Below are 24,769 nucleotides of genomic sequence, written 5' to 3'. Positions count from 1 at the left end.
ATCGAATGTGCGCGCACGGTGCCCGCCGGTCTGTGCGACGTCGTACAGATCGAGGAACACGGGATGACCACGGCCGAATGCGCCGGGCACGGGTTTGCGCTTCACCATCCGCCTGCAGCCGTTGCGGAGCTTGTTTTTTGCCGCACGCGCCCCGGTGTCTAGGTAAAGCGCAAGGCACGGTGTAGATTTGCCCCCTGCCCCGACGCGCTCGCATCTGTCGCGCGTCCCTTTCGCCCGAAAACCCGTCCCTCCAATACGAGAGGTCAATGTTCGTGACAACCGAGACCATGGCCGACGCCTGCTTTCCCGGCTTCGGTTCGTCGTTCACCATGGCGTTCCAGCCGATCGTGGATGCCGGGCGCCGCGAGGTTTTTGCGCATGAGGCGCTGGTGCGCGGCCTCTCGGGGCAAGGCGCTGCCGAGGTGCTCGCCGGCGTGGCCGCATCGGACCGCTTTGCGTTTCACGAGGCCTGCCGGGTGAAGGCGATCGAAATGGCTGCGGCGCTGGGCATGGTGTCCAGGCTCAGCCTCAACGTGTTGCCCAACGACGTTGCCGGGCAGCCCCAGTGCTTTCGCACCGCCATGGCCGCAGCGGAGCGTTGCAATTTCCCGGTCGACCGCCTGATGTTCGAAGTGACCGAGGGCGAGCGCGTGGACGACATGCCCGGCCTGGCCGCGGTCTTCCAGGCCTACAGGCACCATGGCTTCACCTCGGCCATCGACGACTTCGGGGCCGCCTATGCGAGCTTCGAGCTGCTCGCGGCGTTCCAGCCCGATGTGGTGAAGATCGACATGAGCCTGGTCCGCAACATCCACGCCGACCCGGTGCGCCTGGCCATCGTGAAGGGTTTCGTCGCCACGTGCGGCGACCTGAAGATCAGGTTGGTCGCCGAAGGCGTCGAGGTCCCCGAGGAAGTCGGCGCGCTTCGGTCGCTGGGGGTCGACCTGTTCCAGGGCTACCTCTTCGCCAAGCCCGCCGTGGCCGCGTTGCCGGCGGTGGCGTGGGGCACCGCCTGACGCCTCGGGCGGCCCAGGCTCACACGTTGCTGGTTGCGCGGACTTCCTCGATGGTCGTCTGCCCGGCCAGCACCTTCTCGATACCGTCCTGACGCAGCGTGCGCATGCCTTCGCGCAGCGCCGTCGCCTGCAGCTCCTCGGCACGCGCGCCGCCCTGCACCAGGCGGCGAAGCGGCTTGGACACCACCATCAGCTCATGGATGCCGACGCGGCCCTTGAAGCCGGTGTCGCCGCAATGCGGGCACCCGATGCTGGCGAAGGTGTGCAGGTGTCCGTCGCGCCCGTAGCGCGCGATCCAGTCGCTGTAGACGGCCTGGCGCTCGGCGGGGGCGTCTTGTTCGCCGAACGCATGCATGTAGTCGGCGAGAAGCTCCTCGACCCTTTCCGGGCTCGCGGGGGTGCTGGTGGTGCACTGGGTGCAGAGCCGGCGCACCAGCCGCTGCGCGAGCACCGCCAGCAGCGAGTCCGCGAAATTGAAGGGGTCCATGCCCATGTCCAGCAGGCGGGTCACGGTTTCGGGGGCGCTGTTGGTGTGCAGCGTCGAGAGCACGAGGTGCCCGGTCAACGAGGCCTCGATGGCGGTCCTGGCGGTTTCCTCGTCGCGGATCTCGCCCACCATGATCACGTCCGGATCGGCGCGCACGAAGGCCCGCAGCGCCTTGGCGAAGGTCCAGTCGATGCGGGGATTGACCTGCACCTGGCGCAGGCCCGCCTGCGTGATCTCGATGGGATCTTCCGCGGTCCAGATCTTTCGCTCGGGCGTGTTGATGTGCATCAGCGCCGAGTGCAGCGTGGTGGTCTTGCCCGAGCCCGTCGGCCCGACGCAAAGCACCATGCCGTAGGGCCGCTCGACGGCCTGCGTGAGCTGCGCGAGATTGCGCGGCGACAGGCCCAGTTCGCTCATCGGGATGGGCTTGGCCGACGCAAGGATGCGCATGACCACGTCTTCGAGGCCGTTGTTGGTGGGAATGGTGGCAACGCGCAACTCGATGCGGTGCTGCGGCGAATATTTGCCGAAGTTGATCTTGCCGTCCTGCGGCTTGCGCTTCTCGCTGATGTCCAGGTCGCACATGATCTTGATGCGCGCGACGATCGCGTTGCGGTAGTTGGACGGAAGCTCCAGGTAGGTATAGAGCCGGCCATCGCGGCGAAACCGGATGCGGGTCTTCTCGTTGCCGGGGGAGCTTTCGATGTGGATGTCCGATGCGCCCTCGCGGTGCGCTTCCAGGATCATGCTGTTGATCATGCGCACCAGCGAGTTGTCCGATTGCTCGATCGGCGCCTCGGCGCTGGCGACCGAGGGGCCCTCTTTCTCCAGGGTTTCGAGCAGCTCGCTGGTGCCGGCCATGTCGAAGTCCAGCGGCCGCATCGGGTCGAGGCTCGCCGAGCGCACGCTCGCGGGCTCTCCGACCCGTTCGTAGGCCTTGTGCAGCACGCCGTCCAGGTCGAGGCATTTGCCCAGCACCGGAATGACCTTCACCTGGGCGATGAACTCCACCTCGTCGATGGCCGAGCGCCGGTTGGCCGGGTCGTCCAGCGCGAGGACCAGGCGCCCTTCGTGAAGCATCAGCGGCATCACCTGCAGCCGCTGTGCCGCGCCGTGGCCGACCTTGCGCAGGGCCTCGGCTTGCGGCGCGAACAGATGCAGGTTCACCAGCGGATAGCCCATCTTGTGCACCAGCGCGGTCTGCAGCTGGGCACGGTTGACCATGCCCATGCGCACCAGCGTTTCACCCAGCGGCACCTGGGGCGTGAGCTGCTGCTGGGCCAGCCCCGCGCTCAACTGCGCGTCGGTGATCATGCCCAGCGATATCAGCGCCTGGCCGATCCGTGCGATCGGCATGCGGCTCTGGGTATCGAGTTCGGCCAGCAGTTGCTCGGGTGTGGTGACTTCGTTGGATGACATGGGATGGGGGCCTCTTGTTCTGGCGAATCTGTTCCCGCGCGCCACGGCGTGGAACAGGCTGCGGCCGCAGCCGCGGGTTAGGGACGATGAATCAAACGGAAAACTCGAACCTGTTCCTTCCCGCCGACTTTGCAGCGTAGAGCGCGCTGTCCGCGCGTGCCAGCAATTCCTCGGCGCTGGCCGGGGGATTGCCTCCTTCGCGAAAGACCACGCCGATGCTCGTCGTGACCTGGAGGGACCGGTCGTCGAAGCTGAATGCGGGCGCGCGGATCCGCTCGAGGATCTTCTGCGCCACTGCGGCGGCCGCCTCCCGCGCATTCAGGTTCTCCAGCACGACGACGAACTCGTCCCCGGCGAGCCGCGCCACGATGTCGGTGCTTCGCACGCTGGCCCGCAGCCGGCCGGCGTATTCGGTCAGCACGCTGTCGCCGCTCGCATGGCCCAGGGTGTCGTTGATGGCCTTGAACGAGTCGATGTCCAGAAACATCAGGGCCATGGCGCTTCCGGTGCGCCGCGCACGCAGGATCGCCGCGGGCAACAACTCGTTCAGGGCGAGCCGGTTCGGCAGTCCCGTGAGCGTGTCGAGCCGGGCCAGTTCGATCAGTTGGCTTTCCACGGCCTTCAGCGCGGTGATGTCGAGGCTCAGCGAGAAGATGCCGCGGGTCGTTCCGTCCGCCGCCTTGTCGGGCACGTAGCTGATGCGGGTCACGCGCACCTGGTCCTTCGTCTTGGTCTCGGCTTCGAACTCGACCCGCTCGCCGCCCAGCGCCCGCGCGATCATGCCCTTGCGCATGGCATACAGCTCGACACCCGCCACGTCGCTGATGTGGCGGCCGAGCAGGTCCGCCGGCTCGACGTCCAGCCACTCGCGGTAGGTGCCGTTGGCGAACGTCACTTTTTCCTCGCGGTCGATGTAGGTGATGAGCGCGGGCAGGTTGTCGGTGATGGTGCGCAAGCGGTCTTCGCTCTCCGCGCGCTGCAACTCCGCCTGCTTCAGCGCCGTGATGTTGAAGGTCATGAGGTAGAACCCCAGCACCCGGCCCGAGAGGTCCCTGTCCGGTATGAGGTGCGCCTGGAAGTAGCCCTGCCTGCCATGCAGCGGCGCGTGAAGCGGAAAGCGCACCTGCTTGCCCGCCAGCACCACGGGGATGTACGGCTCGTGCTGCCTGTACATCGATTCGCCCAGGGCCGAGCGCAGCGTGACGCCATCCAGCGAAAGGTCGCCATGGTTGGCCATCTGCCGCGCGCGGCTGTTGGCATAGAGGCAGTTTTGCTCGGTGTCGAAATAGCCCACCAGGGCGGGAATGCTGTCGGTCACGTCGCGCAGCCGCTTCTGCTGCTCGGTCAGGGCCTTGCGCACGTTCACTTCGTCGGTGATGTCGAAGGTCATCGCGAACACGCCCTGCACCGCGCCGCTCGCGTCCTGGTCGGGAATGTAGTGCGCCTTGTAGGTGCGATCGCCGATGCCGCGCGCCGGATCGCCGCTCTTCTCGATGACCACCGTCTCGCCGGCTAGGGCGCGCCGGATGTAGGGCTCGACGATGGCGAAGTCCGTCGGACCGCGCGCCTCGGGCATCGACTGGCCGACCATCGAATCCTTCTGGTGCAGCGCTTTGATGTGGGCGTTCACGAAGGTGTAGTGCAGCGACGCATCGACATGCGACACCAGCGCAGGAATGTTGTCCGCGATGATGCGCACCTGCGCCTCGCTGTGCGCCAGGCTGACCTCGATGCGCTTGCGCTCGGTCACGTCGAAGGTCATCGCGTAGTACCCGCGGTACTGGCCGGCCTGGTCGAGGTCGGGGATCAGGTCGGTCTGGAAGAAGCGCACCTCGCCGTTTTCACCGCTGTCGCCACCGGTCCCCTGCGAGTCGCTTCGCTCGAGGGTGACCGACTCGCCCGCGGCCACGCGCAGAAGGCCCGCCTTCAGGGCCGCGTCGTCGCCCGGGCTGCTCATGCTTTGCACCGGTTGCCCGATGAGCTGTTCGGCGCTTCGGCCCAGCTTCTCGCACAGGCGCGCGTTCACGAAGGTGTAGCGGCCTTGCGCATCGGCATGCGACACCATGGCCGGCAGGTTGTCGGTGATGTCGCGCAGGAATTTCTCGCTCGCCTGCCGCTGTCGCATCAACCGGTCGAAGGTGCGCGACAGGTCGCCGATCTCGTCGTTGCTGTACCTGCGCAGCGCCGTCACCTCGGCCGGCGCAGCCTGCGCGTTCAGCATGTGCCGGTGCAGGGCAGTGACGGGCTTGAGCTGATGCCGCACGACAGCCAGCGCGATCGCGCCCGCCAGGAGCGCAAGCACCAGGGCGCCCGCCCAGGCTGCGCGCTCGATGGCGTCGACCTGCGCGAACGCCTCGTCGCGCGGATACATGGCGCCCATGATCCAGTCCGCCTGCCGCAGGCGCCGGAAGGCATACAGGCCGTGCACGCCCTCGCGGTTGACGCCTTCGGTCGCGCCCTCGAAGCCCGCGATCGCGCGCTCGATCTCGGGGTTGCGCGCCGTGTCCGGGCTTGCCGCATCGAGAACGCGCTCTTCGCGCGGATGATCGACCACGATGCCGTCCGTCGTGGTGATGAACACGTAGCCCGTGTCGCCGAACCTGACGCTCGCAAGCTCGCCCAGGATGTTGCGCTCCTTCAGGTTGATGGAGCCCGAGATCACGAACTGCACCCGACCCGCGCTGTCGAGCACCGGCTCGGTGATCGCCACCTGCGCCAGGCCGTTCAGCCGGTTGCGAAAGGGCTGCGAGGTCACGCCGGCCTTGGCGGCGACCGTGTCCCGGAAGTACGGGCGATCCTTGACGTTGACCCGGCCGATCTGGCTGGCGCTGTTGAGGTTGGCCACCAGGTTGCCCTCGATGTCGAGGAAGGCCACGTTGTCGAAGGCCTCGCGCAGCGACTTGTGCTGCTCCAGGAAGGCCTGCAGCGGCGCGGCGTTCGGCAGTTTCAGCGACTCCACGCTGTCGCCGAAAGTCTTCAGCAGCGTGCGCCGGCTCACGAACTTCTGGTCTACCGCGTCCGCCAGGGCCGAGACGCGCGCGAACTCATCCCTGGCGATCGACTCCCGCATGCTGGTCTTGACGAATTGCAGCGCGACGGTGGCGACGGCGAACGTGGCTGCGAGGACCACTGCAGCAACGCCGAGGCTCAGGCGCGTGTTCAGGCCAATGCGGAATTTCGTGGTATCTGGTGAGTTCATTGACCTGCCGGAAGCCTCGCAATCGAAGGTTTTGTGCCGGCGGCCAAGGTAGGCGTTCCGCGCCAGAAGCGCAAGCTACATATTTCGCAGTGCGGCCTGGGGGGGGACGGTCCGGCGCATCGCCGCAAGGCGTCCGCCGAGCGGCGATCTGCGCTATCGCCGCAGCCAGCCGTCTTGCCGCCAGCGCAGGATGCGCCTGCGCCATCTCGTCAGGACATGGGTGACGAGGTATTGCCCCTTGATGTCCACATCCGCGCTGGTGACCAGTTCGGCCCTCGTCAACGTGCCCGCAATTCCATGGCGCCATAGCAGCAGCGGTACGCGCGGAAGCCGCACGAAGTAGTAGCCGGGAAAACTCAGCACGTCGCGCATCACCCGCACCAGGAGCGGCGTTGCGGAGGCCGGCACCCGGCCGGCCTGCCCGGCTGCCGACGGCTCCCGCAGGCTGGCCTGGACCTGAGGCGCGCTTGCGATCCGGTCGAGGCGCTCGCGCATCGCAGAGCCGACCGCCGCGGCCGAGAACTTTGCAGCCACCGTTTCCTGGCCGGCCCGCGCGATCTGCGCGCGCCATGCAGGGTCCTGCCATACGCGCCGCATCAGCCGGGCCGCCGCGTCGAGCCTGGGCTCGGCCCAGAGCGTGCCTGCCGCATAAGGTCCGTGGGCGGCGTCGCTGCGAACGAGATCGAAGGGCACCAGGGCCGAATTGCCGGCGTGCGTGAAATCGACATTTCCGCTCCAGCCCGTGGCCACCACCGGCAGGCCATAGGCCATCGCCTCCGCGATCGACAGGCCGAAGCCTTCGGCCCGATGCAGCGAGACGAAACTGTCGACCGAAGCCAGGAGCCGGAAGCGATCGGCGCTCTCCAGCGCAGCAGTGAGAAAAGTGACGCGATGCCCGCGGGACGCTTCGCGAAGCGACGCCATCAGTTCGGGAGCCGCCTGGCCGTTGAGCGCCTTGACGACCAGCCGCACCGGCTCGTCAGGCAGGAACGCTTCGACGAAGGCGGCCACCACGCCCTCCGGGTTCTTGCGGAACGGGACGGAGGCCACGTCGAACTGGAACAGGAAGGTGAACTCATCGTGCGCCGCTTCAGGCAGCAGGCTCGCGAGCCATTCGCGGTTTCTTGCGATGGGCGGCGGCATCACCATCGGCGGCATGACGATGACGGGAATCCTGGTCTTCTGCCCGATGGCATCGGCGATGAATTGCGTGCCGGCCCAGACTTCGTCCACCAGATCGAAGCGGTCCGTCCATGCGTCGGGAAAGTCGGGGGTCTCCCAATACCAGCACCCGATGCGATACGGGGCGAGAAGGTGCGCCGGCAGCCTGGACAGCACATCCGGCAGCATGTCGGCGTTGCAGGCCAGGATGGTGGCCGCGGCGCCGCTGGCAGGCCAGCGCCGCCCCGCGAGCGCGTACTCGCCCGTCGGCGCCGCCGCTTCAGGCGAGATGTCGTGGCTGTGGACGGCCACGCCTGCCGCATCGAGCGCCGCGACGCTATTGCGGGCCGCTTCCCCGACGCCCAGGTGCGAGCGGAGATAGCCCACGTAGTTCGCGCGCATGCGCGGCGACTTGCCGGGCACGCCCAGGCGCTCGACCAGCTCCGCCGAGAGGCCGGCCTCGTGCCGGCCCGAGGTCCGCATCCACGCCATCAGTCCGGCGATGTTGCGGCCATCGTCGAAGCTGCCCACCAGGTCGCTGCGCATGCGCAGCACGGCGCGGGCATAGCGTGTCAGGTGGTCGCCCGGCGCCTGGCTGGCGGCCCACTCGACGAAGTGCGGCTCCTCCAGCGGATCGCCCAGGTCCAGCCGCTCGGCGAGCGACTCGCGGTACAGCGCGCGGCACACGAGGTCCCACGCCGTACCGTCGGCAAAGGCGACCTGCGGAATGCCCAGCGCGCGAAACCGGGCGATGCCGGCGTCGATCAGCGCCTTTGCGTAGTCGCCGAAGAGGCGTTGCGCATCCCCCGGAAGGTTCCAGCCGAAACGGCTCTCGTAGCGCGAGAGCTGCTTCACGTCCGGGTTGAAGCCGCTGAAGTGGAAGAAGACCAGGTCATGCGCATCGCCGGCCGGGTCTTCCATGCGCCATTGGCCGTCCACCCAGCGAGGCGTGCGTTCGTGCAGGTTCCAGTAGGCGGCGTTGAAGCCCGCGTGCCGCAGCACGGTGGCGCCGGGGACGAGCAGCGGCGCGAAGTCCATCCACTTCTGGTCGGTGAAGACGCCGGTGCGCACGTCCTCCAGGCAGAGCGTGTGCAGCTTGTGGTCCCACCACGCGAGCAGGGAGCGCGCGCGCTCGGTGTCGCGCAGTGCCGCGAACCCCAGGTTGTAGAGGCCGGCACGCAGGATGACGAGGTCGTCCGGCATGCATCCGTCGTCCGGCAAGGGCGACAGGATGTGCGGCGTGAGCACCAGTTCGGCATCGCTCGCATCGCCGCTCCAGAACTGATCGACCCGGCGATAGAGCCGGGTGTCGGGATCGAGGTACACGGCGCGCCGCACGCCTTGGTCGAACAGGTAGCGAAAGCACGCCGGCTTCACGCTCGTTGCGAATTCCAGGATGCTGTAGTGGCATCGCCGATGGTTCCACTCCTTGTGGTCGAGCGTCGCCTCGGCCGCGACGACGTGCACGAATCCGGGCAGCTGGACGCCGGCAGGCGGCTCGTCGAGCAGGAAGACGACGAGCGTGGCCCCCGGTTGATGCTCTCGCACCGAGGCGGCGAGCACGCACGCATGGGCCAGATAGTTGCTTGCACAAATCGTGAAGATGGCGAGATCGGCCGGCAATGGATGCCGATCGCCAGATGGGCGGCGCTGCATGAAGACTCCGGCCGCGGGACGGCAAAACTGTTAACTCTAGTTTACGAAGTCATAATTGCCGCCCAGCATAGAACCCACGAACCCCCGCGCCACGCGCTGGCACCAGGAAAGCATGGCGATGAGCGCAAACGTGCCCGCACGGCCAGGAAGCGATACAGCACAGCCCCCGCGGGCCATGTCTTCGCTCCGCGACGCGGCCATCGCGCTCCTGCTGGCGATCGTCGCGTTCCTTGTCTTCAACGCCAATGGCCGCCTGATCTCGGCCGCCGACACCTACGCGGCGCGGTACCTGCCGTTCTCGATGGTGCGGCACGGCAGCGTCGTGCTGGACCCGGTCGCCAGCGAAGTCGCACTGGGCCGCACCCCGCCAGGTGCGCAGGGCGAACCCGGCACGGCGTTCTGGATCATGAAGGGGCGAGGGGAGCACCTGGTCTCCAAGTACCCGCTCGTCGTGCCGCTGGTGGTTGCGCCGCTGTACCTGCCGGCCGTGCACTACCTCGAGTCGATTGCGTGGGGCCCGCACATCTTCGACAAGGTCGCCCGCGCGATGGAGAAGCTGTGCGCTTCGCTGATCGCCGCGATATCGGTGGCCTGGCTTTATCTGCTGCTGCGAAGGCGCAGCGGCCCCCGAACCGCCATCGTGCTGAGCCTCGTCTTCGCCTTCGGCACGACCACCTGGGTGATCAGCAGCCAGGCCTTGTGGATGCACGGCCTGGCGCAACTCCTGGTCATCGCGACCCTGTGGCTGGTGACCGGGCCGGGCACGCCGCTGCGCGTGGCGCTGGCCGGCTTCCTGTGCGCACTGATCGCAGCGAACCGGCCGCCCGACGCCATCCTGGCCGCCGCGCTCGGCCTCTGCGGGCTGTGGTGGGCGGGCAGGCGCTGGCCCTGGTTCGTGCTCGCGGGCGCAGTGCCGGTCGCCCTCACGCTGGCCTACAACCTCGGAACGGTCGGCCACGTGGCCGGGGCCTACGCGCTGGCAGTGCATCCCACCGACTTCAACGACAACCTCCTGGAAGGCGTGGCCGGCCTGCTCGTCAGCCCGACGCGGGGGCTCTTCGTGTTCTCGCCGTTCCTGCTCTTCGTGCCCTGCCTGCTTCTTCTCGCGCTCCGGGAGCGCAGCACGCGGGCGTTGACGCTGGCGCTGTGCGCGGCCATGGCGGTGCAAATCGTCGGCTATGCGAATGTCGACTGGCGACAGGGCATCGCCTGGGGGCCGCGATGGCTCACGGACATGGTGCCGCTGCTCGTGTGGATGCTGCCACCCATCGTGGCGGCGCTGTCGCGCGGCGGGCGCGCGCTGTTCGGTGCCGCCTGCGTCGTGTCCATCGGCATCCAGGCCGTCGGCGCCTTCTGGTACACCGGCGCCACCGACACCGCGGTGTTGACGGCCAAGGCCGACGACCGCATGCAGCCCATGTGGGACTGGCGCAATGCCGCGTTCATCGCCGAGCTGAAGCACCCGCGCGCACCGGCCGATCTCTTCATGGACCTGCAAGGCAACGTGGACCTGATCGACACGGTCGACGTGGCCGTCCGTGACGCCGCGGCGGGCGACCTGATGGAGCGGCAACTCGATGTCGCCGGATGGACGCTCGTGGATTCGAGCTCGCCGCGGGACATCGCGTTGCTCATCGATGGACGCGAGGTGGCGGGAACGAGCCAGTTCTTCGAGCGGCCGGACGTGGCCCGCACGCTCGGCGAGACGAGCCCCGCGGGGTGGAGGCTGCGCGTGCCGGTCGGCGGCCTTGCGCCCGGCAGGCATGTGCTGGCGGTCCTGGTTCGTGCACATGCCGGTGGCGAGGTCCGGCTCCTGCGCGAACGCGCCTTCGAACTGAAAGCCGACGACGCCGCCGATCCGGCGGAGCGCTTCCTGCGATATGCATCCCGGCAGGCGGTCGAGCGCATTGCCAGCGGACAGCAGGCGCAGGGCTACTGGCTCACCTCGTTCACAGGAGAGCCGCGCTTCGAGAAGCCGCAGCCCGAGATGAACACCTACCTCAACGCGATCATGCTCGACGTTGCGGGCCCGGTCGCGGACGCCGCACGGATGCAGGGCATGCTGGCCCGGGCGCGCGGCTTCCTGCGCAGCCAGATCGAGGCCGGCGGTCTCGTGCGCTATCACGGCCGGCCCGATGCGCCGACCATCGGCGTGCTGGGTTGCGCCATCACGCCCGACTCGGACGACACCGCGCTGGTGTGGCGCGTGGCGCCGGGCGAAGACAGCGCACAGCTCGAGACGGCGCTCGGGGTCATGCGGAAGTTTCGTACCGGCGACGGGCTGTATCGCACGTGGCTCGCCAAGCGCGACGACTACCAGTGCCTGGACCCGGGCGCGGACCCGAACCCGGCCGACATCGGCATCCAGATGCACATCTACATGCTCCTGGCCGAGCGGGACCCTTCCGGGGCGCGCTCGCTGTGCGAAGCGCTCATGCGAAAAGCCGACGACAGCAGCCTCTGGGTCTACTACGCGGGCGCCCCGCCCATGGCGATCCTTCGCCAGGCGGACCTGCATCGCGCGGGTTGCCCGCTGCAGTTGCCGGCATCGCGCCTGCAGCCCGCCGCTCCCGGCCAGGAAGTGTGGGCGCGGGCCGCGGCGCTCGTGCAGCAGATCGACGGCGCCCCGCAGAGTGCGGCCGTGAAGACCGAGGCCACCCGGCTCCTGCGGGAGCTGGCGGCCAATGACTTCTCTGCACTGGCCGGCAATCCGCCCCTGCTCTATCACAACGACATGAGCGCGACCGTGCGGCGCTACTACTGGTCGCAGGACGTGGGCTATGCGCTGTGGCTGAGGCTCTATCACGGGACCAGGGGCGCGACGCCGGCCCAGCCATCCCGCGCCAGCGCAGAGGGTGCCGTCCAGTGACGCAGCCGAAGACCGGGGCCGAAACCGGGGCCGCGCCGGCCCATGCACCGCGCGCCTCGCTGCAGCGCCTCGTGTCGTGCATACGCATGGACGAGGTCTGCGTGCTGCAGGGCGCACCGGTCATCGGCGCGTGCTTCGCCATGGCCGATTTCAGTGCCGCCACGCTGCTCACGATCGCCGCGCTGGTTGCCGGCAATCTCTGCCTGGTCGCGCACGTCTTCGTCGTCAACGACTGGGCAGGCATCCATGGCGACCTCCAGGACCCCCGGCGGGCCTCGCAGACCTACGTGGCCAGGGGCGAGAACGCCGCCCGGATGGGCCGCCTGGCTTGGGCGCTCCTGGCGCTCGCGCTGCTGATCTTCGGCTTGGTGAGCCCGGCGTCGTTCTTTATCGCGTCGACCATCGCGGTCTTGAGCGCCGTCTATTCGTTCCCGGGAATCCACGGCAAGGGCGTGCCGGTGCTGAACTCGCTGCTCCATGTGTCCGGCGGCACGCTCCACTTCCTGCTGGGCTACGCGGCCCTCGCACCCATTTCGCCGCACGGCGCGGCCATCGGCTGCTATTTCGGCCTGGTGTTTGCCGCGGGACACCTGACCCACGAGACGCGCGACCACGACGGCGACCTGCACAACGGCATCCGAACGAACGCCGTCGCGTTCGGCAAGAAAACGAGCTTTTTCGCCAGCCTGTTCCTGTTCAGCGCGGCGTACGGCTGGCTGACCGTGCTCGCGCTGCTCGGATTCGTACCCCTTGTGCTGTCGATGGCCGCCGTGCTCTACGTCATCCATCTGCGCGCAGCGTGGATGGCCCTGCGGGACGACCTCACCTACCCGGCGGTTCGCCGGCTGCAGACGGTCTACAGGAACATCCACGTCGTCATCGGCCTGGCCATGCTGGCCACCGTCGCGCCGTGGTAGCCGCGTCGCCCGCGCGTCCAGAGTCAGACACCCAACAGGCATCGCCCCTCATGCTCTCCATCGTCATCCCCGTCCTCAACGAAGTCCGGACGCTGCCCAGCGTCCTCGTCGCCGTATCCAGGGCCCTTCCCGAGGTGGACAAGGAGATTCTTCTGGTCGACGACGGCTCCGTCGATGGCACCCGCGAATGGATCCGGGCCACGTTTCCGGACGACCGGCGCGCGGTCTCTCACATGAGCATCGACAGCGGCGGGAATTTTGTCTGCAACGGCGGGCCGGCGGCCGCCCGCATCACCGTTCGCGCGCTTTATCACGAGCGCAACCGGGGCAAGGGTGCGGGCCTCACGACGGGCCTGGCCGCAGCGACGGGAGACGTCATCGTCGTCCAGGATGCGGACCTCGAATACGACCCGCAGGATTGGCGCCCCATGTACGACCTGATCGTCAACCAGAAAGCCGCCCACGTGGTGTACGGATCGAGGTTCAAGGGCAGGCGGATGGGCCGGGCGAAGTTCATCTCCTTCCAGCAAGCGGCGGCGAACTGGGTGATCTCGACGCTCTTCGGGCTCCTCTACTGGAAGTGGATCTCCGACATCGAGGTCTGCTACAAGATGTTCACCAAGGAAGTGAACGACACCCTCGAGATCACGTGCGCCGATTTCGGCTGCGAGATCCAGATCAGCGCGCAAATCGTGCGGGCCCGACGGTGGGACATGCGCGAGGTCCCCATCGGCTATCGCGGCCGCACCGCGAAAGAGGGCAAGAAGATCAACTGGCGCGACGGCGTCAAGGCGCTTGGATATCTGCTGCGGTTTCGCGTCGCCGGTTGACGGCCGACGCCACGGCATTGCAACTCCCTCCATGAAAGCCTCCGTCCCCGGCACCGGTCTTGCCGGCAGCGACCACCTGGCCATTGGCCGTTGAACAAGAAAGCGGGAGAACCCCTCATGCATATCGACAGCCCCCAGCGCCACGTCCTCGTGACCGGAGGCGCGGGCTTCCTGGGCAGCCATCTCTGCGAGCGGCTTCTTTCCCAAGGCCACCGGGTGCTGTGCGTGGACAACTTCTTCACCGGCACCCGGCGCAACGTGGAGCATCTGCTGGGCAATGCGCGCTTCGAACTGATGCGCCACGACGTGACCCTGCCGCTTTCGCTGCCGACGTCTGTGGAGGCGGGGATCGATCGCATCTACAACCTTGCAAGCCCCGCCTCGCCTGTCCACTACCAGCACGACCCGGTGCAGACGACCAAGACCAATGTCCTCGGTGCCATCCACATGCTCGAACTCGCCAGGCGGACGGACGCACGCATCCTGCAGGCATCGACCAGCGAGGTGTACGGCGACCCCCAAGTGCATCCGCAGCCGGAGAGCTACTGGGGCAACGTCAATCCGATCGGCGTGCGCAGCTGCTACGACGAAGGCAAGCGCTGCGCCGAGACCTTGTTCTTCGACTACCACCGCCAGCACGGGGTGGACATCCGCGTGGCGCGCATCTTCAACGCCTACGGTCCGCGCATGGACCCGAAAGACGGACGCGTGGTGCCGAACTTCATCGTCCAGGCGCTGCGCGGCGAGCCGATCACCGTCTACGGACAAGGCCAGCAGACGCGAAGCTTCTGCTTCGTGGACGACCTGGTCGACGGGCTTGCCCGGTTCATGGAGGCCGAGCCGGGCGGACCGGGGCCGGTGAACATCGGCAATCCGGAGGAGTTCACCGTGCGCGATCTTGCGAGGTTGGTCATCGAGCTCACGGGCTCCTCGTCGATGCTCGCCTTCGCACCGCTGCCTTCCGACGATCCGCTGCAGCGCCGGCCCGATGTCGGCGCGGCCAGGCAGATGTTCGGCTGGGAGCCGAGGGTCAGCCTCGAGGAAGGCTTGCGCAAGACCATCGACTGGTTCGAGGGCCTGCTGTCCTCCGACCGGCTCCGGGCGGCTGTTCCGCTTCCACGTTGACGGAGGCTCCGGCGAACCGGGGCGAACCACCCCGCCGGACAGGTCCTCCCGCCCTACCCTCACCCCCCACCCTCACCCCACGGTGATCACGACCTCCGCATACTCGCTGGGCACCACCAGGCCGCGGCCGCCACCGATGTCCAGTTCCTCGAGCAGTGCGGTGATGTCGCGCTGCAGCGCCGCCTGTCCCGCCGCATCCAGCGCGCCGAAGGCCTTGTGCGTCGGGCCGTAGAACTCGCGAAACACCTGGACGAAGTGCGCGGCCGAGCGATAGCGGAAGTGGAATTTCCTGTGCGCGACGCGCAGGTCGCGAGCGCGCGGTCCGAACAGCGCGACCAGGTGCGGCTCGGAGCCCCAGAGCGCGGGCGAGCGCACGCCTGCGGGCGGCGCCACGTGGGCACCGATGATCTTGAAGAGGCGGCCGATGAAGCCCTCCGGCGTCCAGTTGGCCAGGGCGATGCGTCCGCCGGGGCGCACCACGCGCAGCATCTCGCGTGCGGCGCTCGCATGGTCGGGCGCGAACATGACGCCGAAGGTCGACATCACGACGTCGAAGGTGGCGTCTCCGTAGGGCAGCGCCTCGGCGTCGGCGATCTCGAAGGCGACGTCCAGCCCTTCGGCGGCGGCCCGGGCGCGGCCCTTGTCCAGCAGCGCCTGCACGTAGTCGGTGGAGGTCACCCTGGCGAAGCGGCGCGCGGCGGCCAGCGTCGCGTTGCCGTTGCCGGCGGCCACGTCGAGCACGCGCTCGTCGGCGCGCACGTCGGCCGCCTCGGCCAGGGTCTCGCCCACGATCTGCAGCGTGGTGCCGACGACGGTGTAGTCCCCACTGGCCCAGGTGGCTTGCTGGCGCTGCTTGATGGCGGCATAGTCCGGAGCAGCCGCGGGAGCGGCGGGGGTGGACGGGGGAGCGGTCATGGTGGACATGATGAATTCCTTCGGAGTGGATGTTGAATGCCGCTGCAGCCGCAGTCGGTATGCCGATGATTCCCGCCGGCACCTCCGGGCACTTCACCCGTTGTCGCGGCGGTTTGCCCGTGCGTCCGCCGATACCGGCACGGCGGGCACATGACAGGGCTCGATCCGCTGTCCGACGTGCTGCGCAGCGTGCGGCTGCGGGGTTCGGTTTTCTTCCACGTCAGCTGCCGCGACCAGTGGGCTGCCATGGCGCCGGACTCGCGCGAGCTCGCGCCGGCCGTGATGCCGGGGGCCGAGCACGTCATCGAGTACCACCTGTTCGTGAAGGGCGAGGGCTGGATCGCGGTCCATGGCGAGCCGCCGCTGCGGCTGGCTGGCGGAGACATCGTCATGCTGCCCCACGGCGATGCGCACGTGGTCTCCAGCGCGCCGGGCCTGCAGCCGGAGGTCGGCGGCGAGTGGCTCTTCCAGATGCGCAAGGACGACAGGCCGCTGCCGGTGACCTACCGCGGGAACATGGTCGAGCTGGGATTGCTGCCGCCCGAGGAGGCCAGCACCGTCATCGTGTGCGGCTTCATCGCCTGCGACCTGCGGCCGTTCAATCCGCTGATCGATGCCTTGCCCAGGCTGCTGCACCTGCGCGCCGAGGGCGTGGGCGCCTGGGTCGCGCCGATGCTGGAGCACGCCGCCTCCGAATCCGTGGACGCGCGCGCGGGCGGCGCGGCGCTGCTGCAACGCATCAGCGAGATGGTCTTCGTCGATGGCGCGCGGCGTTATCTCGACTCGTTGCCGCCGGAGGCCCAGGGCTGGCTCGGTGCGCTGCGCGACCGGCAGGTCGGGCGCGCGATCGGGCTGATGCACGGCGACCCGTCCGCGCGCTGGACGGTGGAGGACCTGGGCCGCCACGTGGGCTTGTCGCGCTCCACGCTGCACGAACGTTTCGTCGCACTGACCCGCCTGGCGCCGATGCAGTACCTCACGAACTGGCGCATGCAGTGCGGTGCCCGCCTGCTGCGCGAAAGCCATTCGCCCGTGGCGGCGGTGGCACTGGAAGTGGGCTACGACTCGGAGGCGGCGTTCGCGCGGGCCTTCAAGCGGGCCACCGGCCTGCCGCCGGCCGCGTGGCGGCGCGCGCAACGGAAGGCGGCAGATGCGCCGGCCTGAATGCGGCCGCTGCCAACAGGCCGCGCGGCCCGCTGCGCCTAGCTGTTCCTCAGCAAGGCGGCGGCCGTTGCCTGCAGCACCAGCGCGCGATCGGGTTCGTCCACCACGTAGGGCGAGTTCAGCAGTTTGGCAAGAAGCCGATCGAACTGATGGCGCACCTGTTCGGGCGCCGGATGCGCCATGTAGAGCGCATGGAGCATCGAGCAGATGCCGGAGATCTGCGTGTCCAGAACGTCGATATCGCCGAGGCGCCCCGCAGCCTCGGAGGCCAATATTTGATCTTCGTGTGTCATTGGTCTTGACCGTCTTTTGACGGTGCTCTCTTGGTTTGGCGCCCTTGTGAAGCGCATGCGCTTCGAAATCGAAGCCGAGCAATTAGTACGCAAGACCAATACCAATGGATTACATCTGGCGAGCTGATTCTTGAATTTTGAGACTTAGTTCACGCTTCCAAAGAGACTTCCATCGCCCGCAAGGGGTCCCTCCGGGTATGCCCGGTGGGTCAGGACGCCCGGTCTCGGACATACACGATCGCTTCGGCGCGGGTGTGCAGGCCGAGCTTGTCGAAGATGCTCGACAGCTGGTTGCGGACCGTCTTTTCGCTCTTGCGCAGGTGCTGGGCGATGGCCTGGTTGTCCAGGCCCATCGCCACGAGGCTCAGCACTTCGCGCTCGGCCCGGGTCAGCGCCGCATCGCCGGCGCTGTCGCCGTCATCGGACGGCTGGGCGCCCAGAAAGGCCCGCAGCTCCGCCAGGAAGGTGGGCCACGCCGGTTCGGTGTCGAGCAGCACGTGGTTGTCGCTGTCCAGCGGCACGAAGCGGGCCCCCGGGATGAGCGCCGCGAGCCGAAGCCCTTCGTCGAACGGCACGCGCGCATCGCCGCGCGCGTGCAGCACCAGCGTGGGCACCCGCAGCTGGCGCGCGAGTTCGGTCACGTCGATGCGGTGGAACGCCTCGAGCGTGCGCGCGGCGTTTTCCGGGCTGGCGGTCAGGCGCTCCAGTTCGTTCCACCACTGGTGCTGCGTCGGCGTTCCGCCGGGGATGAACTGGTTGGTGAACACCTGGCGGAAGGCGGCGTTGTCGCGCCCCCAACCCAGCCGGATCAGGTTGACAAGGGTCTCGGCTTCCAGGCGCTCGGCGCTGCCGGTGGCGCGTTGCAGCGCGCCGCGCGCATATGCGCCGGGCAGCACGAGGTGCGACACCTTGTCGGGGTGGCGCACCGCGAAGGCAATCGCCACCGCGCCGCCCTGCGACATCCCGATCAGCGGAAAGCGCCGCAGGCCCAGGCTGTCGACCACGGCCTCAAGGTCGCCTACCCAGGCGTCGAGCGAGAAGTCGGTCACCGTGCTGTCGGAGAGGCCGCAGCCGCGCTGGTCGTAGCGGATGTATCGGTGATCGCGAGAAAGTTCGGCCAGCCACGGTCGCCACACGGGGCTGTGCAGGTCGTGCTCGACGTGGCTGAGCCAGTGCGCGCAACGCACCAGCGGCGCGCCCGAGCCGATCGAGGCGATCGCGATGCGGGTGCCGTCGGCCGCGGTGCAGAAGCGCAGGCTCTGGCGCGGAAGCGGAGGTGGACTCTGTACACCGGGCATGCCGGATTGTCTCGCGCCTGGGCCATCGGTCCCATGCCGGTGTGTGAGCGATCTTTTCCTGCCGGGTGCGTGGGACAGGCGCCCCATGCGCCGCGGCCCGCGCCGGTGAATCCTTCGAACCACGTCGACCCGACGGCTCCCACTCGAAAGGAACTGCCATGCAAACCCACACCGCCCCTGCCGAAGGCTCCCGCTATGCCCGGACCATCGAGGCTTCCAAGCGCATCCGCTGGGACATCGATCGCGACGTGATCCGCGGCCGCACCTTCGACCTGTCGCACACCTTCCTGCCCGACGGACTCTCGCTGGCCGACGAACTGCCTTTCCTGACCCCGGCCGAGCACCGGTTCCTCAGCCAGGTGCAGGGCCGCACCTACGCCAACATGTTCGGACTGGTCGAACGCTTCATCGGCGCGAAGATGCTGGAAGTGAGCCGCGACCACTGGCTGGGCGACCAGACGGCACTCGAAGCCATCGTGCGCTTCACCGACGAGGAGCTCAAGCACCAGGAACTCTTTCGCCGCATCGAACTTCTCGCGGGCAGCGACATGCCGGCGGGCTACCGGTTCGCGGTGTCGCCCAACGACGTGGCGTCGTTCGTGCTGGGCAAGTGCACCTGGGCCGTGCTCGCGCTCACCTGCCACATCGAGCTCTTCTCGCAGGCGCACTACCGAGCGAGCATCGACGCGGCCAAGGACCTGTCGCCGCTGTTCAAGGACGTGTTCCTGTTCCATTGGAGGGAGGAGTCGCAGCACGCGATCATCGACGAGCTGGAATGGGAACGCGAGGATGGCAAGCTGGAGTCCGACGCACAGCGCGACGCGGCGGTGGACGACCTCATCGCACTGGTCGCCGGCGTCGACGGAATACTGCAAGGCCAGGCCCAGGCGGATGCAGCGTATTTCCTGGAAGCGAGCGGCATGGCCCGGGACGGCGAGCGCGCGGAGCAGGTGAACACGACGCTGCTGAAAGCCTACCGCTGGCAGTACATCGTCTCCGGCGCGCTGGAGCCGCGCTTCCAGAAGGTGCTGGGCAGGCTGGTCAGCGAGGCGCAGATGGCGCGCATCCAGGCCGCGCTGGCACCGCTGAGCTATGCAGTGCCGGCGCGAACACTCACCTGAGCGCACGTTCTGCCCGGGCTTTGCAGGGTGCGCCCGTGCGCATCCGTCAAGCCGTGCATCTGCGCTGTTCCTTTCGTTTTCAACGCGTCGGACAGGCCAGGCAACGCCGAAGCCGGCCGGAACTGCTGGCCCAGCCCGGACAATGTGCCTAGGATGGCGACATGGCGGCCGTCAATCGACATCGCCGCCCCGCGTCACATGAACGGAATGGAGCTTCCCTGATGGTGTTGGATCCCGAACGCGCTTCGGTACTTCTGTGGGAGCAATCGCCAGACATCGCCTTCGTCGTTCTGGACACCAGCGGCGTCATCACCGCATGGCGCGGTGCGGCGCAGGCCCTCTTCGGCTATACCGAATCGGAGATCGTCGGCCGCTCGATCGACATTCTTTTCGTCGAGGAAGACCGGGCCCTGGGTCTGCCCGAACTGGAACTGCAGGTCGCCGTCTCCGCGCAGCGCTCGGAGGACGACCGATGGCACCTGCGCAAGGACGGCGCGCGCATATGGGTGACAGGCAGCCTGATCGCCCTGCAGGAGGACGGCAGGCATGTGGGATTCGTCAAGGCCATGGCGGACCGAACCAACTTGCGGGCGCAGATCGAAACCACCGAGAACCGGCTCGAGCGCGCCCACCAGACGTTGCAGGAACGCGACGCGTTTTTCAGCCGCCTGGTGCATGAAGTGCGCAACGCCCTGGGACCGTTGCATCTGGCCGCGCAGCTCATCGAGAAGAAAGGGCACGCATCGGACGAGTCTTCCAGGTCCGCCGATGTGCTTCGCCGCCAGGTCACGCTGATGGAGCGGATGATGGACGACCTGGCCGAGGTCGTGCGCTTCGGCGCCGGAAAGCTTCGCCTGACGAAGACTGCGTTCGACCTGGCTGCGGACATTGCCGAGATCGCGAATGTCGTGCTGGCCGATGCCACCAAAAAGCAGCAGACTTTGCAGGTCCTCGTCCCCCCTTCGGCCGTGCCGATCCTTGCCGACCGGCAGCGGGTGCATCAGATCATCTTCAACCTGCTGCACAACGCCATCAAGTACACACCGGCAGAGGGAAAGATATGGATCCGCTGCACGGTGGAGATCGATCACGCAGTGATCCGCGTCGAGGACACCGGCATCGGTATCGACCCGGCGTTGCTGCCCGTGATCTTTGAATTGTTCACGCAAGAAGATCCGCATCGATCCGGCGGCGGCTTCGGGGTCGGGCTTTCGTTGGTGAGGGACCTGGTCCACGCCCATGGCGGCTTCGTCGAGGTGCGCTGCGATGGAAAAGGCAAGGGGAGCGAGTTCTCCGTTCGCCTCCCGTTGGACGGAGAAGCGAGTGGGCAATCTGCGGCGCAAGAGACTTGAACCGACTGCTTGCTTGAACTACCTGATCCTTCGGGGCTTCGCATGCTCCACATGGGATCCGCAGCTTCAGCACGCCTTGGGGTAGTTCCGCGGACACCTTCCCGGTGTCAGCGCCTCGCTGAGCGTGAACACGGGGGACAGCGCCCGAGCCCGCCTCGCTGTGCCTGGTCGCTAGCGAGGTCTGGTTCAGGCCTTGGCCATGCCTTCGGTGTCGGCGCCGCAGGCCGACCACCGTCACGTGGGCTTCGTTGGCTCAACGGACTTGTCATGAGCTTGGCCAATAAGGCGCTTGACTGCTTGTCGATGGCCCACTGGGAATTCCGGCCGCCGCTTGCACAAGGCAGTCGGGCTCGGGCGCGCGCGCGAAGGCGGCAAGAGAGTGACAGTGGCCGGCATCGAGGCGGTTCCCTGAGCGGTTTTTTTCTCCCTGGCCTCTACCATCGCCGAACCACTGTCGAGCGGCAGTGTGCTTGTCCCAGGTGAAGTCGAAGTGAAGTCCGTGCGGGAGTTCTGTGAAACGATACCGGCCGTCTCGTTTCGTGCAGCTTGAATCCTCAACGCATCCAGTCCGACCGCGTCTTTGCGCCCCGAAGCGCATACCGCACGCATTCGTAAACACGACCTGACGGGACGCCGACGCGTGCAACTAGGTCGTATCGCGTCGCATGCCGACGAACCTGTGCCCGAGCCAAAAGAGAAGCGCGCCCGCAGGCCCCACGGCGAGCAGGTTCCAGATCGGCATGAAAAGCAGGCCGAGCGCAGCGGTCGAGCTCTTGGGCGCGAAGAAGACGGCATGGTGCATGTACAGGTCCGCAGCAAGACATGCCGCGGCAGCGCCAAGACCCAGCAGTGCCTTGCCACGGCGCCGTGCGAGGATCGCTGCGATGGCGTAGGGCGCAGAGGACAGGAGCAACAAGCCGAAAAGAAATGCGCTCGCGTCTCCCTGGGCTTTGAAGGCGACGGTGTAGACGTGCAGGGCCACGCCCGCAACGCACAGGGCCAGAGCAATCTTGGTCGATGCAGAGGATGGCATGCGCGGCATTCTGAGGGAACGGCGCGACACCTGGGCGTAATCGTTTTCCTCTAGCCAATGCTTTCAGGCCAGGGGGTCTCAAGGGCAGCGCCTGCACCAAGTCAGCATCCCGAGCCCACGCGCGACCGCGAAGTCGCAGGCCGCGGAGCCAAGGCTCACGCAGGTGCCGACATCCGGCAACCAGGATGCGGAGGCGCTAGGCAGTGAATGCCCAATTGGTATCCGTTACTTGGCGGGCATCGAGATGATCTTGTCGCCGCGCGCGTTGCGCTTGAACTCGCCAGACGGCTTCAGGGCGGCGGCCGTGCTGCCGGTCTGGATCGGAACGGATATGGCGCTCACGCCGCTGCCCTGCGTCACGAACACATGGAGGTACGACAGGCCCTTGCTTTCGCTGACCAGAAGCACGGTGGCCGTGGTCTTCTTGCCGGCCGGCAGGGCCAGCGTGCGATGGCCCTGGATGGAAAGGCCAGGGTCGGTGCTCAAGCGCACTGCCGCACCCTTGGCGTCGGTCACGCCCTCGAACTGCAGAACGACGGGCGTCACTCTTTGAAGCTGTGATGTGGCGTCGATGCTGTAGTTGACGCTAACCCCGGAGTCATTGCTCTTACGTGGCGCGAGTGTCGTGGCGGTGGCCTCGTGGGTTTGCAGCGACGCCGCAGCAAACAACACGGCAATCGAAGCGGCCGCGAGACCCGGGCTTTTGCAGATTCTCATCATGGCTGTTGTCCTTATCGGATGGTGAGGTTGAAGCACGCCGAAGTGCCATTGCGGTCGTTGATTGCAGCGATGTAGTCGGTGTTTGCGGTGAGCCTCACGAATGGCACCGCAGCGCCGCGGAAGAGTCGGGGAATTGCTCCGCCCCGGTAGAAGCTGATGTCGAGATTGGCGTCTGCGGTAGTGGGCACCAGTTCCCACAGGTAGTCGCGTGACACGGGCGCCGTGAAGTGGAAGTAGCTGAAGTTGCCGACCTTGTTGGGACCTCCCGCGACATTCGAAACGCAAGCCGCCGTGGGAACGCCAACCTGCGCCTCGGTGTGCATCGGGAGGGCGTTCGGTACCGCAGGCGCACCGCTGTCGTTGGCCTCCAGCAAACCGAATGGATCGTTGGGTGCATCGCTGATGCGCTGGCCGCGCAGTAACCCTGCCAGAGCAGCCATGCTCTCCGGCGCCACGGCATTGAAAGCGGCAGCAAAAGAATGAATGGAGGTCAGCGGTGCCCCGCTTCTGAACTGTGCGCTGGTCAACGCATCGTGAATCGGCTTGAAACCGACCTGCTCATTCAGGTTCCACAAGATCGACTGGATCGAGAACTCGCGGAACCACCCTGGGTTGTCCGCGGGCCCTCGGGAAATAGCTATGTTGGCGCCGTCTGCCTGCCGCAAGCCGCTGGAATCCACATAATTTCGGCGTTCGAGCGCAATACCCGACCATCCAGTGCCCCAGCCCTCCGAGAACGCGATGCGGCGGTCGAGGCGGTCTTGTGTTCCATGGCTACCGCCGGTGGAGTCGTCGCGGCTGAAGACGGCCTGGTAGTAGTGACCCCATTCGTGCGCGATCACGGACGCGTCGAATTCGTCGGTATCTACGTCCTCCTTGCCAAGCACATAGATCTCCGCACCCGCGGGTGCGTTTGTGAAACGACTGGAGCCGATCTGTCCGACGAGTTTGTTGCCACTGGCCGGGAGATTGTTGGGACTCCAGAACACCTTCAACGCCGGAAACCGCGTTCCGGGCGCCGCGGACTGAACCTTCTGCATCGCGGTGTAGACCGTGTCCATCACGGCGAAGGGTGCAGCCACGCGCAGCGATTTGTAGCCCGTACCGTCCCAGCCCGAAGCTGCATGCAGGTCTTGCCTGACTGCGGCTGTGCCGGAGGAGAATGGTAGGGAATCCATGGTGTACAGGGCGTTCTCTTTCGTGTTGTCCCTGACGCTGACATTCCAGGCCGCAGCCCCGTTGCGCAGAAGAAGCGCCTGAACGCGCACGGTCAGCATTGCGCTGGCAGGCACTGTCACTGTGTAGATACCGTTGTCGTCAGTGGCGGCTGTGGCCACCGGAGCACCGTTGGCGTCAAGGACTTCCACCGAGGCGGCGCGGACCGGGTTGGCAGTGACGTCGGCGTAGACGAGCGGGCCGCTTCGATTGGGAACGGAGTCGTAGGTAGCTCTGCCAGTCAATGTGACAGTGGTGGCGGCCGGGGGCGCTGCCACGGGTTGCGCGGGGACTGGCTCCGGCTCTAAACCTGGAGCTGGAGCCGGGTCTCGAACTAGAACGGGAACTGGAACCGGATGTGGGACTTGGGCCGGATCTGAAACTGGAGTCGGATCTGGAACTGGAGTCGGATTTGAAACCTGAGCCGGATCTGGAACCGGATCTGGATCTGGATCTGGAACTGGAACTGGAGCCGGGTCGGGAACTTGAGCTGGTGTTGCCACGGAAGCGGGTGCCGGCATGGCAGCTTCCTGCATCGGCATCACCGGAAAAGCGGGCATTCCGCCACCTCCACCTCCGCCACCGCCACCGCATGCAGCCAACGAAATGGCCGCGCAAGCTGCTCCCAGGACGCGCCCTCCCCGGAAATTCATCGGCTCCGCAATCACGGCCGCTCCGCCGAATTTGTTTTCAACGAAGAATTCGCTCCAGATGGTTTTGAGTAATTTTTTCATTGAATCAATGACATCGCCGAGTAAAAAGATTGAAGGATGGAAGCTTGTAAGCCAGCTCGCACGAGTGGCTCAGTGCGGGAGAAAGATCAGCTGACCAGCGGCTGGAGAGAGGTTGCGCGGTTTTCGACACGCGCTCGCACAACTTTGGTCGAGCCGTGCATCGACAAAATGCTGGATGACATCGCAAAAAGTTGATGTCCGCAGCGATAAACGGAGATCAGCGAGAGCACATTTTGCGAAATGCT

17 protein-coding genes are annotated in these 24,769 nt (G+C 66.9%); 8 read left to right on the top strand and 9 right to left on the bottom strand.

The genetic code is table 11. The features are described from left to right. Positions 1-266: 266 nt before the first annotated feature. Positions 267-1,016 (top strand): EAL domain-containing protein, encoded by a 750-nt coding sequence (locus RT97_RS31050; RefSeq protein ID WP_253278357.1) that lies wholly within the window; start codon positions 267-269, stop codon positions 1,014-1,016. Between the two features lie 19 nt (positions 1,017-1,035). On the opposite strand, the gene RT97_RS31045 is transcribed toward RT97_RS31050, so the two are convergent. The 3 genes from RT97_RS31045 to RT97_RS31035 form a co-directional block, all read right to left on the bottom strand. Beyond that, a complete protein-coding gene (locus tag RT97_RS31045; protein WP_042582712.1) occupies positions 1,036-2,922 on the bottom strand; it encodes a GspE/PulE family protein in 1,887 nt (628 codons plus the stop codon). Between the two features lie 91 nt (positions 2,923-3,013). Then, a complete protein-coding gene (locus RT97_RS31040; RefSeq protein WP_042582711.1) occupies positions 3,014-6,121 on the bottom strand; it encodes a sensor domain-containing diguanylate cyclase in 3,108 nt (1,035 codons plus the stop codon). A gap of 153 nt (positions 6,122-6,274) precedes the next feature. Then, the gene (locus tag RT97_RS31035; RefSeq protein WP_080898498.1) at positions 6,275-8,938 is read right to left on the bottom strand and encodes a glycosyltransferase family 4 protein; all 2,664 of its coding nucleotides are present in this window, start codon (positions 8,936-8,938) and stop codon (positions 6,275-6,277) included. 175 nt (positions 8,939-9,113) lie between these two features. On the opposite strand from RT97_RS31035, the gene RT97_RS31030 reads away from it, so the two are divergent. From RT97_RS31030 to RT97_RS31015, 4 genes are all read left to right on the top strand, one after another. Next, positions 9,114-11,807 (top strand): hypothetical protein, encoded by a 2,694-nt coding sequence (locus RT97_RS31030; protein ID WP_042582709.1) that lies wholly within the window; start codon positions 9,114-9,116, stop codon positions 11,805-11,807. Then, the gene (locus tag RT97_RS31025) at positions 11,804-12,724 is read left to right on the top strand and encodes a UbiA family prenyltransferase (protein WP_042582708.1); all 921 of its coding nucleotides are present in this window, start codon (positions 11,804-11,806) and stop codon (positions 12,722-12,724) included. The genes RT97_RS31030 and RT97_RS31025 overlap by 4 nt, the downstream gene beginning before the upstream one ends. A gap of 50 nt (positions 12,725-12,774) precedes the next feature. Beyond that, positions 12,775-13,554, top strand: a complete 780-nt coding sequence (locus RT97_RS31020) for a glycosyltransferase family 2 protein (RefSeq protein ID WP_042582707.1) — start codon at positions 12,775-12,777, stop codon at positions 13,552-13,554. A 117-nt stretch (positions 13,555-13,671) separates the two neighbouring features. Next, entirely contained in the window at positions 13,672-14,679 is a 1,008-nt protein-coding gene (locus RT97_RS31015; RefSeq protein WP_042582706.1) for a UDP-glucuronic acid decarboxylase family protein, read from the top strand. Between the two features lie 72 nt (positions 14,680-14,751). Here the strand turns inward: RT97_RS31015 and RT97_RS31010 are convergent, their stop codons facing one another. Then, on the bottom strand, positions 14,752-15,594 hold the full coding sequence (locus RT97_RS31010) for a class I SAM-dependent methyltransferase (protein ID WP_042582750.1): 843 nt from the start codon (positions 15,592-15,594) through the stop codon (positions 14,752-14,754). A 150-nt stretch (positions 15,595-15,744) separates the two neighbouring features. Here RT97_RS31010 and RT97_RS31005 point away from each other — a divergent pair, with 150 nt between their 5' ends. Beyond that, a complete protein-coding gene (locus RT97_RS31005; RefSeq protein ID WP_042582705.1) occupies positions 15,745-16,758 on the top strand; it encodes an AraC family transcriptional regulator in 1,014 nt (337 codons plus the stop codon). A gap of 38 nt (positions 16,759-16,796) precedes the next feature. Here RT97_RS31005 and RT97_RS31000 read toward each other — a convergent pair whose 3' ends face one another. Both RT97_RS31000 and RT97_RS30995 read right to left on the bottom strand, forming a co-directional pair. After that, positions 16,797-17,051, bottom strand: coding sequence for a hypothetical protein (locus RT97_RS31000; RefSeq protein WP_042582704.1), 255 nt, complete (start codon positions 17,049-17,051; stop codon positions 16,797-16,799). A gap of 209 nt (positions 17,052-17,260) precedes the next feature. Beyond that, positions 17,261-18,349: an alpha/beta fold hydrolase gene (locus RT97_RS30995; protein WP_042582703.1), complete on the bottom strand. Its 1,089-nt coding sequence runs from the start codon at positions 18,347-18,349 to the stop codon at positions 17,261-17,263. A gap of 158 nt (positions 18,350-18,507) precedes the next feature. Between RT97_RS30995 and RT97_RS30990 the strand changes: the two genes are divergently transcribed. Next, entirely contained in the window at positions 18,508-19,470 is a 963-nt protein-coding gene (locus RT97_RS30990) for a hypothetical protein (protein WP_042582702.1), read from the top strand. 221 nt (positions 19,471-19,691) lie between these two features. Continuing rightward, positions 19,692-20,822, top strand: a complete 1,131-nt coding sequence (locus RT97_RS30985) for a PAS domain-containing sensor histidine kinase (protein WP_042582701.1) — start codon at positions 19,692-19,694, stop codon at positions 20,820-20,822. 646 nt (positions 20,823-21,468) lie between these two features. On the opposite strand, the gene RT97_RS30980 is transcribed toward RT97_RS30985, so the two are convergent. The 3 genes from RT97_RS30980 to RT97_RS30970 form a co-directional block, all read right to left on the bottom strand. After that, on the bottom strand, positions 21,469-21,855 hold the full coding sequence (locus RT97_RS30980; RefSeq protein ID WP_155403949.1) for a hypothetical protein: 387 nt from the start codon (positions 21,853-21,855) through the stop codon (positions 21,469-21,471). Between the two features lie 225 nt (positions 21,856-22,080). After that, entirely contained in the window at positions 22,081-22,575 is a 495-nt protein-coding gene (locus RT97_RS30975; protein ID WP_042582699.1) for a hypothetical protein, read from the bottom strand. Positions 22,576-22,586: 11 nt separating this feature from the next. Further along, positions 22,587-24,068: a hypothetical protein gene (locus RT97_RS30970; protein ID WP_253278356.1), complete on the bottom strand. Its 1,482-nt coding sequence runs from the start codon at positions 24,066-24,068 to the stop codon at positions 22,587-22,589. Positions 24,069-24,769 lie beyond the last annotated feature (701 nt).

The sequence above is a fragment of the Variovorax paradoxus genome (genome assembly GCF_000834655.1).
GTDB classification, from domain to species: domain Bacteria; phylum Pseudomonadota; class Gammaproteobacteria; order Burkholderiales; family Burkholderiaceae_C; genus Variovorax; species Variovorax paradoxus_F.
This window is presented reverse-complemented; position numbering and strand designations above follow the sequence as displayed.

Bases quoted from the DNA above. Each gene is read 5' to 3' on its own strand.
- RT97_RS31050 (WP_253278357.1), top strand. From the start codon at position 267: ATGTTCGTGACAACCGAGACCATGGCCGACGCCTGCTTTCCCGGCTTC.
- RT97_RS31045 (WP_042582712.1), bottom strand. From the start codon at position 2,922: ATGTCATCCAACGAAGTCACCACACCCGAGCAACTGCTGGCCGAACTC.
- RT97_RS31040 (WP_042582711.1), bottom strand. From the start codon at position 6,121: ATGAACTCACCAGATACCACGAAATTCCGCATTGGCCTGAACACGCGC.
- RT97_RS31035 (WP_080898498.1), bottom strand. From the start codon at position 8,938: ATGCAGCGCCGCCCATCTGGCGATCGGCATCCATTGCCGGCCGATCTC.
- RT97_RS31030 (WP_042582709.1), top strand. From the start codon at position 9,114: ATGTCTTCGCTCCGCGACGCGGCCATCGCGCTCCTGCTGGCGATCGTC.
- RT97_RS31020 (WP_042582707.1), top strand. From the start codon at position 12,775: ATGCTCTCCATCGTCATCCCCGTCCTCAACGAAGTCCGGACGCTGCCC.
- RT97_RS31015 (WP_042582706.1), top strand. From the start codon at position 13,672: ATGCATATCGACAGCCCCCAGCGCCACGTCCTCGTGACCGGAGGCGCG.
- RT97_RS31010 (WP_042582750.1), bottom strand. From the start codon at position 15,594: ATGACCGCTCCCCCGTCCACCCCCGCCGCTCCCGCGGCTGCTCCGGAC.
- RT97_RS31005 (WP_042582705.1), top strand. From the start codon at position 15,745: ATGACAGGGCTCGATCCGCTGTCCGACGTGCTGCGCAGCGTGCGGCTG.
- RT97_RS31000 (WP_042582704.1), bottom strand. From the start codon at position 17,051: ATGACACACGAAGATCAAATATTGGCCTCCGAGGCTGCGGGGCGCCTC.
- RT97_RS30995 (WP_042582703.1), bottom strand. From the start codon at position 18,349: ATGCCCGGTGTACAGAGTCCACCTCCGCTTCCGCGCCAGAGCCTGCGC.
- RT97_RS30990 (WP_042582702.1), top strand. From the start codon at position 18,508: ATGCAAACCCACACCGCCCCTGCCGAAGGCTCCCGCTATGCCCGGACC.
- RT97_RS30985 (WP_042582701.1), top strand. From the start codon at position 19,692: ATGGTGTTGGATCCCGAACGCGCTTCGGTACTTCTGTGGGAGCAATCG.
- RT97_RS30980 (WP_155403949.1), bottom strand. From the start codon at position 21,855: ATGCCATCCTCTGCATCGACCAAGATTGCTCTGGCCCTGTGCGTTGCG.
- RT97_RS30975 (WP_042582699.1), bottom strand. From the start codon at position 22,575: ATGATGAGAATCTGCAAAAGCCCGGGTCTCGCGGCCGCTTCGATTGCC.